At 72.3% G+C, this 7,909-nt stretch carries 8 protein-coding genes and 1 pseudogene; 4 read left to right on the plus strand and 5 right to left on the minus strand.

What is annotated here, in order from left to right:
• The 3 genes and pseudogenes from EYA84_RS21640 to EYA84_RS21650 all read right to left on the minus strand — a co-directional run.
• Window positions 1–366: pseudogene (locus EYA84_RS21640) on the minus strand (prenyltransferase); the annotation flags it as partial.
• Window positions 363–1,265, minus strand: coding sequence for a terpene synthase family protein (locus EYA84_RS21645; RefSeq protein WP_236145892.1), 903 nt, complete (start codon window positions 1,263–1,265; stop codon window positions 363–365). The pseudogene EYA84_RS21640 and the gene EYA84_RS21645, both read right to left, overlap by 4 nt.
• Window positions 1,262–2,599: a cytochrome P450 gene (locus EYA84_RS21650; protein ID WP_131054883.1), complete on the minus strand. Its 1,338-nt coding sequence runs from the start codon at window positions 2,597–2,599 to the stop codon at window positions 1,262–1,264. Before EYA84_RS21650 ends, EYA84_RS21645 begins: the two co-directional genes overlap by 4 nt.
• Window positions 2,600–3,129: 530 nt before the next feature.
• Here EYA84_RS21650 and EYA84_RS21655 point away from each other — a divergent pair.
• On the plus strand, window positions 3,130–3,378 hold the full coding sequence (locus EYA84_RS21655) for a DUF2630 family protein (RefSeq protein ID WP_131054876.1): 249 nt from the start codon (window positions 3,130–3,132) through the stop codon (window positions 3,376–3,378).
• A gap of 82 nt (window positions 3,379–3,460) precedes the next feature.
• Here the strand turns inward: EYA84_RS21655 and EYA84_RS21660 are convergent, their stop codons facing one another.
• Both EYA84_RS21660 and EYA84_RS21665 read right to left on the minus strand, forming a co-directional pair.
• Window positions 3,461–4,387 carry a serine protein kinase RIO gene (locus EYA84_RS21660; RefSeq protein ID WP_131054877.1) on the minus strand — a complete coding sequence of 309 codons (927 nt, stop codon included), beginning with the start codon at window positions 4,385–4,387 and terminating at the stop codon, window positions 3,461–3,463.
• A 158-nt stretch (window positions 4,388–4,545) separates the two neighbouring features.
• The gene (locus EYA84_RS21665) at window positions 4,546–5,220 is read right to left on the minus strand and encodes an HAD family hydrolase (RefSeq protein ID WP_131054878.1); all 675 of its coding nucleotides are present in this window, start codon (window positions 5,218–5,220) and stop codon (window positions 4,546–4,548) included.
• Between the two features lie 147 nt (window positions 5,221–5,367).
• Here EYA84_RS21665 and EYA84_RS21670 point away from each other — a divergent pair, with 147 nt between their 5' ends.
• The 3 genes from EYA84_RS21670 to EYA84_RS21680 all read left to right on the plus strand — a co-directional run bounded on the left by EYA84_RS21670 (window position 5,368) and on the right by EYA84_RS21680 (window position 7,778).
• On the plus strand, window positions 5,368–5,940 hold the full coding sequence (locus EYA84_RS21670; protein WP_131054879.1) for a TetR/AcrR family transcriptional regulator: 573 nt from the start codon (window positions 5,368–5,370) through the stop codon (window positions 5,938–5,940).
• A gap of 102 nt (window positions 5,941–6,042) precedes the next feature.
• Window positions 6,043–6,966 (plus strand): TIGR04222 domain-containing membrane protein, encoded by a 924-nt coding sequence (locus EYA84_RS21675; protein ID WP_131054880.1) that lies wholly within the window; start codon window positions 6,043–6,045, stop codon window positions 6,964–6,966.
• Window positions 6,963–7,778: a DUF692 domain-containing protein gene (locus EYA84_RS21680; RefSeq protein ID WP_131054881.1), complete on the plus strand. Its 816-nt coding sequence runs from the start codon at window positions 6,963–6,965 to the stop codon at window positions 7,776–7,778. Before EYA84_RS21675 ends, EYA84_RS21680 begins: the two co-directional genes overlap by 4 nt.
• The last annotated feature ends 131 nt before the right edge of the window (window positions 7,779–7,909 follow it).

The raw sequence follows: 7,909 nt of genomic DNA on the forward strand, positions 1-7,909 counted from the left end.
GGCCAGCGCGGTCAGCCCACGAGCGGCGGCGGCCTCCAGAGTGGACCGTGGCGGGCCGGTGAGGTCGGCCGGCTCGTCCCGGCCGAGGACGGTGACCATGGCCTCCACCGCGCTCGCCGTCGGCACCAGGCCGTACCCACCGGGCAGACCCCAGGCGCCGTCCGGTCCCTGCTCGCCCAGCAGGTACGTCAGTCGCCGGCCATGACCGCCGAGCCACGGCGCGTCGGCGACCAGGCGACCCGTCTCGTAGACCGAGGCGCTCACCCGCCCGGCCGGTTCCCGCTCAAGGTCCACGACCAGGTCGGCGGCGGCGTCGGCGACGGTCTGCGCCGTCTCGGGCAACGCGGTCACGCCGGCGGCCGTCACGGCGTACCCCAGAAGTCGGTGGACCGATAGAAGCCGCTGCTGAAGCCGATCTGCCGGGACAGGTAGTCGGCCGCCACCGGGCAGTCGACGCGCAGCGCCGCGAGTTGGTCCCGGGCCTCGGCGACCAACTCGGCGATCCGCTTCTCCACCTCGGCGCGGGACACCAGCAGCAGTGCGTTGAGGTCCCCCCAACGCAGGTCGCGTTCGTAGCTGCCGAGGTCGTTGACCAGGCGCAGGATCCGCTGCACCTGGTCGCTCGCGGCGAGCAGCGCGTCCAGGTGCGCCAGGGTCGCCGGGTCGTCGGCGTGGATCCAGTGCACGACGTTGACCACGGTGCAGGCCAGGTTGGCGGCGTTGTCCAGGTACTCCGCGAACCCGGGCAGTGTGTCCGGCGTCTGCTTCCAGTCCCACTCCCGGGCCATCGCGGCGAGCACCTTGTGGGTCTCCTCCCGCCAGCGCTCGCGGTGCGTCGCGAAGGCCGGCACGGCGGCGAGTTCGTCGCGCAACTCGGCGAGGAAGGCACCGAGCTGGTCGCCCTCCTCCGGCGTACCGCCGTCGACAACCGCCAGGCAGCGGGCGGTCAGCCGGTCGATCTCGTCGCGCGAGTGGGCCTCGTGGTCGACGAGCCAGTCGATGGCGAAGCCCCACAGCACCGCCCGGTTGGTGACCCGGAGCCGGTCGAGGTCGCACCACGGCGCGCCGAAGGCGATCGCCATCGCCACGGTGCCGAACAGGGTGGCGTCGAAGGGCCGGGGCGGGAACAGTTCGGGGTACGCGGCGGCGACCGCCGCCAGGTCACGCTGGCCCTTCGCAGCGAGGGCACAGATCCGGCCCTGTTCTGCGGCGTCGGTCATCTGGTCCCCGGGGCCGCCCGGCGACACCTCGGTCCGGTAGCTCATGCCGCGACACCCTGTACGGGGCGCAGGACCACCTCGACCGGCTCCAGGGGACGCAACGCGGCGGCCACCTTGATGCCGGGTACGGCCGGCCGGCACAGCCGGAACCGGAACCGGCTCAGCAGGCTGGCCACGATCAGCATCGCCTCCAGATAGAACAGGTGCATGCCCAGGCACTGGTGGGGGCCACCACCGAACGGGAAGTGCGTGTACCGGTGCCGCTGCTGGGCCTGCTCCGGCCGGAACCGGTCCGGGTCGAAGACCTCGGGTCGCTCCCAGAACATCGACATGCGGTGGGTGATCAGCGGGCTGACCACCACAGTGGAACCGGCCGGGATCCGGACCCCACCGATGACGTCTTCCTCGACCGCGTTGCGGGGGAAGAGCCAGCCGATCGGATAGAGCCGGAGCAACTCGTCCAGCACCTGCCGGGTGTACCGCAGGTCGCGCAGGTGCTCCTGGCGTACCGGCTGGCCGCCGACCACCTCGTCGATCTCGGCGTAGAGCCGGGCAGCGATCTCGGGGTTGCGCTCGATGTGCGGCCACAGCCAGGTCAGCACACTGATCGTGGTCTCGGTGGTGGTGGCCACCATCGCCACCGTGTCGTTGCGGACCTGCTGCTCGTCGAGTCGGCCACCGCTCTCGGTGCGGCCCCGCCACAACGTGCTGATGATGTCGTCGGCGTCGTCGGCGGTCTCGTGGCGGGCGGCCCGCACGGTCGGCAACAGCAGGTCGTCGATGAGTTGCACGGCCCGACGGAACGTCCGGTCACCCGGCATGGGCGCGGCGAGCGGCGCCCAGGGCATCAGGATCCTCGGCATCACCGACCGGGCGATGTCGTCCTGTGCCTGCATGATCCGCATCGCATCGGGCACCGAGATCCGGTCGGCGAAGAAGACCCGCATGATCGCGGAGCAGACGATTCGGGCCTGTACGGTGCCCATGTTCACGGGTCGACCGGTGCGTGCCGGCTCCGCCAGTTCGTCGACAGCCTCCTCGATCGCCACGGCGAGACGGTCGACCATCGCGTCGATGCGACGGGCGGTGAACAGCGGCTGGAGGATCTGTCGGCTGTCGGCCCAGTACTCGCCGTCGCTGAGGATGCCCTCGCCGAAGAGGCGTTTCAGCGGGCGCCACTGCAGACCGTCGCCGGCGCGCACGTAGTTGTCGGACCGTTCGCGCAGGACCCGTTGCAGGTGCTCAGGATGGGTGACCAGGTACGGGCGCAGCGAACCGAGATTGAGCCGGACCACCTCACCTGCCGAGCGTTCGCCGAACTCGACGAGGGCGCTCGCCGGATCACGCAGCAGACTCGGTAACGTGTGCCGCAAGGGAATCGATGCCGGTCTCCGGGTTCGGGCGCAGTTCACGTCGTCGGCTCCCAGTTGCACGGGCCCCGGGGGTGAGGGGCGTTACTCTTCGAAATGCCACGATTGCGATGAGCATGACATTGCCGTAGCGCTCCTTACTAGTCACGCAACGAGAAATCTTCATGGCCGGCATTCCCGCCGTCCACAAAGAAGATCGCGGCCGGGCACGTCGTGGTCCGGCCCGACCACAGCCGGCCCGGTCCGCGACGGGTCGGCGTCCGACGTCGACTGACGGCACATCGTCCCTGCCCACAAGGGGTTCTGCCGACCGGGCGAGGCAGCCGACAGACCTACCGGCTCATCCCACGCGTCGGCGGGCCGCCGGCCTGCCAGGTGATCTTTGTCATGACGGCCTGACCTCGTGAGAAAGCCGAGCGCGACCGTCCGGTGACCGGGCGACGCGTCGCCGGCGGGCGCGACGATCGGCCGCACCGCACCGACGGACTCCGCCCGGAGAATGCGGGCACGACCCGTCTCGCTGTGCCAGGCTCAGGGGCATGGACGACACGACGATCCTGAGCCGGATCTCCGATCTGGTCGACGAGGAACACCGGCTGCGCGCCGAGGCGCAGGCCCACGAGGCGGGCACCGACGACGATGCCCGTACCCGGCTGCGTGAGCTGGAGGAGTCCCTCGACCAGTGCTGGGACCTGCTCCGCCGTCGGCGCGCCGCGCGGCAGGCACACGGCGACCCCGACGCCCAGGGCGCACGCCCGGTGCCCGAGGTCGAGCGGTACCTCCAGTAGGGCACCTGTCGGGCTCCGGGTGGCGGCGGGACCGCCACCCGGAGTCCGTCGTCCGTCCCGGCCGACGGCCGGGTTCGGACCGTCAACGCAGGCCGGCCTCGCGGGCCAGCATGTCGGTCAGGGCGTCCGGTTCCGAGGGCAGGCCACGGGCGGTGAACCAGGTGGCGACGACCCGGACGTCCCGGGCCAGGAAGTCCCGTCCCTGCGGGTTGGCCACCACGTCGACCACCTGCGGCAGGTCGATCAGGACCAGCCGCCCCTCGTGCACCAACAGGTTGTACGGCGACAGGTCGCCGTGGGCGTACCCGGCGCGGGCCAGCACCACCAGGGCGTCGACGAGTTGCTCCCACAGCCTGCGCAGCTCACCCGACTCGGGACGCAGCTCGGCCAGCCGGGGCGCGGCCTGCCCCTGGTCGGGGTCACCGAGGAACTCCAGCATCAGCTCGGTGCCGCGCAACTGCACCGGGTACGGCACGGCGACGGTGCCGTACCGTTCGCCGATCTCCCAGAGCCGGGCCAGGGCGGCGAACTCGGCGGCCGCCCACTGCCCGGCGATCATCTGCCGGCCGAACGCGGTCCGCCCGGTCATCGCCCGCATCTCCCGGGAACGGCGGACCCGACGGCCTTCGAGGTATCCGGCGTCGCGGTGGAAGAGCCGGTGCCGGGGATCGCGGTAGCGCTTCGCGGCCAGCAGGCAGGACCGGCCGGTCTCCGGCACGGCCCGGCGGACCAGGTGGACGTCGGCCTCCTTGCCGGTCTTGAGCACCCCGAGTTCGGTGTCCTTCGCGGCCAGGTCGGTGACCAGCCACGCCGGGTGGGGTTGCGGACCGTGGAGCGCGTCGTCCCAGGAGGACCAGAGCTCGCCGGTCACCGGGTCGGGCCCGTCGTCCGGGTCGGTCGGGGCGGGGCCGGACGGCCGCCCCCGCTTCAGGAAGTGTGGTTCGTCGTCGTCGAAGCGGCGTTTGCCGCGGGCTCGATGCTCCGGCACCGAGAAGTCGTGATCGCGCACTGCGCTGGTCGTCCCTTGTTCGAGGCGGATGGAGGCAGGAGTTGACCTGCGAAGACGGCCATGACCGACCTCCTCTCCTCGACCGGACCCAGGCCCGGCAGCACGATGCGCGGACCATGTTGGTCGCGTCGGCGCGGCGGGGCAACCGGTTTTCCGCGTCAGGCGCGGGTACGCCCCGCAGCGCCACCCGTGGCACCCATGATCGCGGCGATGGCGGCGATCACGGTGTCGACGGTGACCGTCGGGGCGAACCGGGCGTCCGTCCACGGCCGGCCCCGATGCAGCCAGATGCTGGGCAGGCCGACCGCGGTGGCGCCACCGATGTCGGCCTCCGGGCCGTCGCCGATCACCCAGGCTCCGCGCAGCGGCATCCGGGCCCGCTGCGCGGCCAGCGCGAAGATCCGCGGGTTGGGCTTGCTGACCCCGGCCTCCTCGGAGATCACCCAGTCGGCCACGTACCGGTCCAGGCCGGTCCGCCGGATCTTGGTGTCCTGCTGGCGGACCGCACCGTTGGTGACCACCACCGGCATCCAGCCGGCGTCGTCGGCGATCCGCAGCGCGCAGGCGACCAGTGGATCGAGCCGGGTGAACTCCACGACGCCGTCGTGCAACTCCTCGACCAGGTCGATGGAGGGGATCCGCAGCCGGTAGCGGTCCCGGATGGCGTCCGCGACGTCCCACCGGTCGGTCAACCCGTCGGCGTCTATCGACAAGAGCCACTCGATGTCATGCGCGGGCGCGCCGATGCCGTCGAGGAAGCGCTCTGCCCAGGTACGGAACGGCCCGGCTCGATCGAGCAGGGTGTTGTCCAGATCCAGCAGGAGCAGCGGCACTCGGGCACCTTACGGGAATTCGGTACCCGCCCGACAGGGCCGGAGGTTACGCGGTGATGTCGTACCGGCACTGGCCCCGACCGGAACCACATATCCAAGCCGTACGTACGGTTTGCGTTACCCCGGGTGAGCTGACACGATCGAGACGTGCCCAGAGTAAGTCAGGACCAGCTCGACGCTCGCCGACACGAGATCCTCACCGCCGCGCGTGCCTGCTTCGCCCGGCACGGCTACGAGGGCGCCACCGTGCGCCGGCTCGAAGAGGCGACCGGGCTGTCCCGAGGGGCCATCTTCCACCACTTCCGGGACAAGGACTCGCTCTTCCTGGCCGTCGCCGAGGACGACGCGGCGGTGATGGTGGAGACGGTCGCCCGCAACGGTCTGGTCCAGGTCATGCGGGACCTGCTCGCCCGCGCGGTCTCCCCGGACACCACCGGATGGCTCGGCAGTCAACTGGAGGTCTCCCGACGCCTGCGCACCGATCCGGCCTTCGCCAGACGGTGGGCCGAGCGGTCGGCGGCCATCGCCGAGGCCACCCGCGACCGCCTGTCCCGGCAACGCGAGGCCGGGGTGCTGCGCGAGGACGTACCCATCGACGTGCTGGCCCGCTTCCTCGAACTCGCCTACGACGGCCTGGTCCTGCACCTGGCCATGGGGCGACCCGCCGGTGACCTCGGGCCCGTCCTGGACCTGGTCGAGGAGGCCGTGCGCCGCCCCTGAACGATCGGTAACGGCCTGGTAACCCCGCCGCCCCGGCCTCGGCACGGTGGCAGCCGCGCTCCACAATGAGTACGCGTCCCCTTCGCGCGACAGGAGCAGGCCATGAAGGATCCCGTGGCGGACTTCCACACCTGGGGCATTCCCAGCCGTACCTTCCTGTTTCTCTACCTGGCGGCGGCGCTCGTCCTCGTCGTCGGCACCCTGATCCAACGCCGGGCGCTGCTGTCCGGCCGCTCCGCGCCCCCCGCCGCCCAGCTCGGCCCGCAGCAGGTCGCCTACCTCAACGGCGGCGAGAACCTGGCGGTCTGGACCGCCATCGGCGCGCTGCGCGGCCAGGGTGTCATCGGGGTGGACCAGCACCACCGGCTGACCGTCGACGCTCCCCTTCCGCCCGGCGCGACCCCGCTCGACCGCGCCGTCCACCACGCCGCCAGCCAGCGCTGCCCCGCCCGCCAGGTCATCACGACCGAGTGGGTGAGCCGGGCGCTCACCGAACTCCGGGAGGGGCTGGACCGGCACGGGTTGCTGGTCACCCCGGAGCAGCGGGCGGCCCTACGGATCGGCCCGCTGCTGATGGCCGTGCTGGCGGCGGTCGGGATCGCGCGCATCTTCGCCGGCGTGGCCAACGGGCGGCCCGTCTGGTATCTCGTGGCCGTCGTACTCGGGCTCCTGGTGGTGACCACGCTGCTGTTCGCCCTGGTGCCCCGACGGACCCGGGCCGCCGACGCGGCGCTGGGGCTCCTCCGCGTGCGCAACCACCACCTGGCGCCCCACAGCAACCCGTCGTACGCCACCTACGGCGCTGCCGGCACCGCCATGGCGGTGGCCCTCTACGGCAGCGCCACGATCTGGGCCATGGACCCCACCTTCGCCCAGCAGGCCGAACTCCAGCGCCAGGCGGCCACCAGCACCGGCGGCACCACCGCCTGTGGCGGCGGCAGCACCGCAGGCGCCAGCGACAGTGGCGGTGGCTGCGGTGGTGGAGGCGGCGGCGGATGTGGCGGCGGCGGTGGGTGCGGCGGATGACCGGCCCGTACGGGGTCGGCATCGGCTGGCGACCGGAGATCGCCGGATTCGTCGCGGAGCTGCCCGGCCTGCGCTTCGTCGAGGTGGTCGCGGAGGGCGTGTCCCCCACCGACCCGCCGGACGGGCTGGTCGAGCTGCGACGGCGCGGCGTGACCGTGGTGCCGCACGGGGTACGGCTCTCCCTCGGCGGCACCGATCCGGTCGAGCCGGCCCGGGTCGGCCACCTGGCGGCGGTCGCCGAACTGCTGGCGGCACCCCTGGTCAGCGAGCACATCGCCTTCGTCCGGGCCGGTGGGCTGGAGGCCGGACACCTGCTGCCGCTGCCCCGTACCCGCGAGGCGGTCGACGTGGTCTGCGCCAACGTCGCCCGGGCCCGGGCCGACCTGCCGGTGCCGATCGCGCTGGAGCCGATCGCCGCGCTGTTCGACTGGCCGGACGACGAACTCGACGAGGCCACCTTCCTCACCGAGATCCTGGACCGCACCGACGCCCTGCTGCTGCTCGACATCGCCAACGTGCACGCCAACGCCCGTAACCGGGGCACCGACCCGCTCGCCCTGCTGGACCGACTGCCGTTGGACCGCGTCGCGTACGTACACGTCGCCGGCGGCGCCGACCACGGCGGCTTCTACCACGACACCCACACCGACCCGGTCAGCCAGGACGTCCTCGACCTGCTCGCCGAGCTGTGCGCGCGACACCGGCCACCGGCGGTCATGCTGGAACGCGACGGGCACTACCCGCCCGCCGCCGACCTGCGCGCCGAGTTGGACGCCATCGCCACCGCCAGCGGCTTGCCGGTGGTGACGTGAGCACCGACGCCCCCGAGCCACCCGCGCCGGGTGGCACGCTGGCCGAGCGGCAGGCACGACTGGTGGCCGCGCTGGTGGCCGGTGGCGCACCGCCACCGGGGTTCGCGCCCGCACCGCTGGCCCTGTCTCTT

The organism is Verrucosispora sp. SN26_14.1 (assembly GCF_004307965.1).
Classification (GTDB): domain Bacteria; phylum Actinomycetota; class Actinomycetes; order Mycobacteriales; family Micromonosporaceae; genus Micromonospora.

Coding starts and splice junctions, on each gene's coding strand:
- EYA84_RS21645 (WP_236145892.1), bottom strand. CDS start 1,265: ATGAGCTACCGGACCGAGGTGTCGCCGGGCGGCCCCGGGGACCAGATG.
- EYA84_RS21655 (WP_131054876.1), top strand. CDS start 3,130: ATGGACGACACGACGATCCTGAGCCGGATCTCCGATCTGGTCGACGAG.
- EYA84_RS21675 (WP_131054880.1), top strand. CDS start 6,043: ATGAAGGATCCCGTGGCGGACTTCCACACCTGGGGCATTCCCAGCCGT.
- EYA84_RS21680 (WP_131054881.1), top strand. CDS start 6,963: ATGACCGGCCCGTACGGGGTCGGCATCGGCTGGCGACCGGAGATCGCC.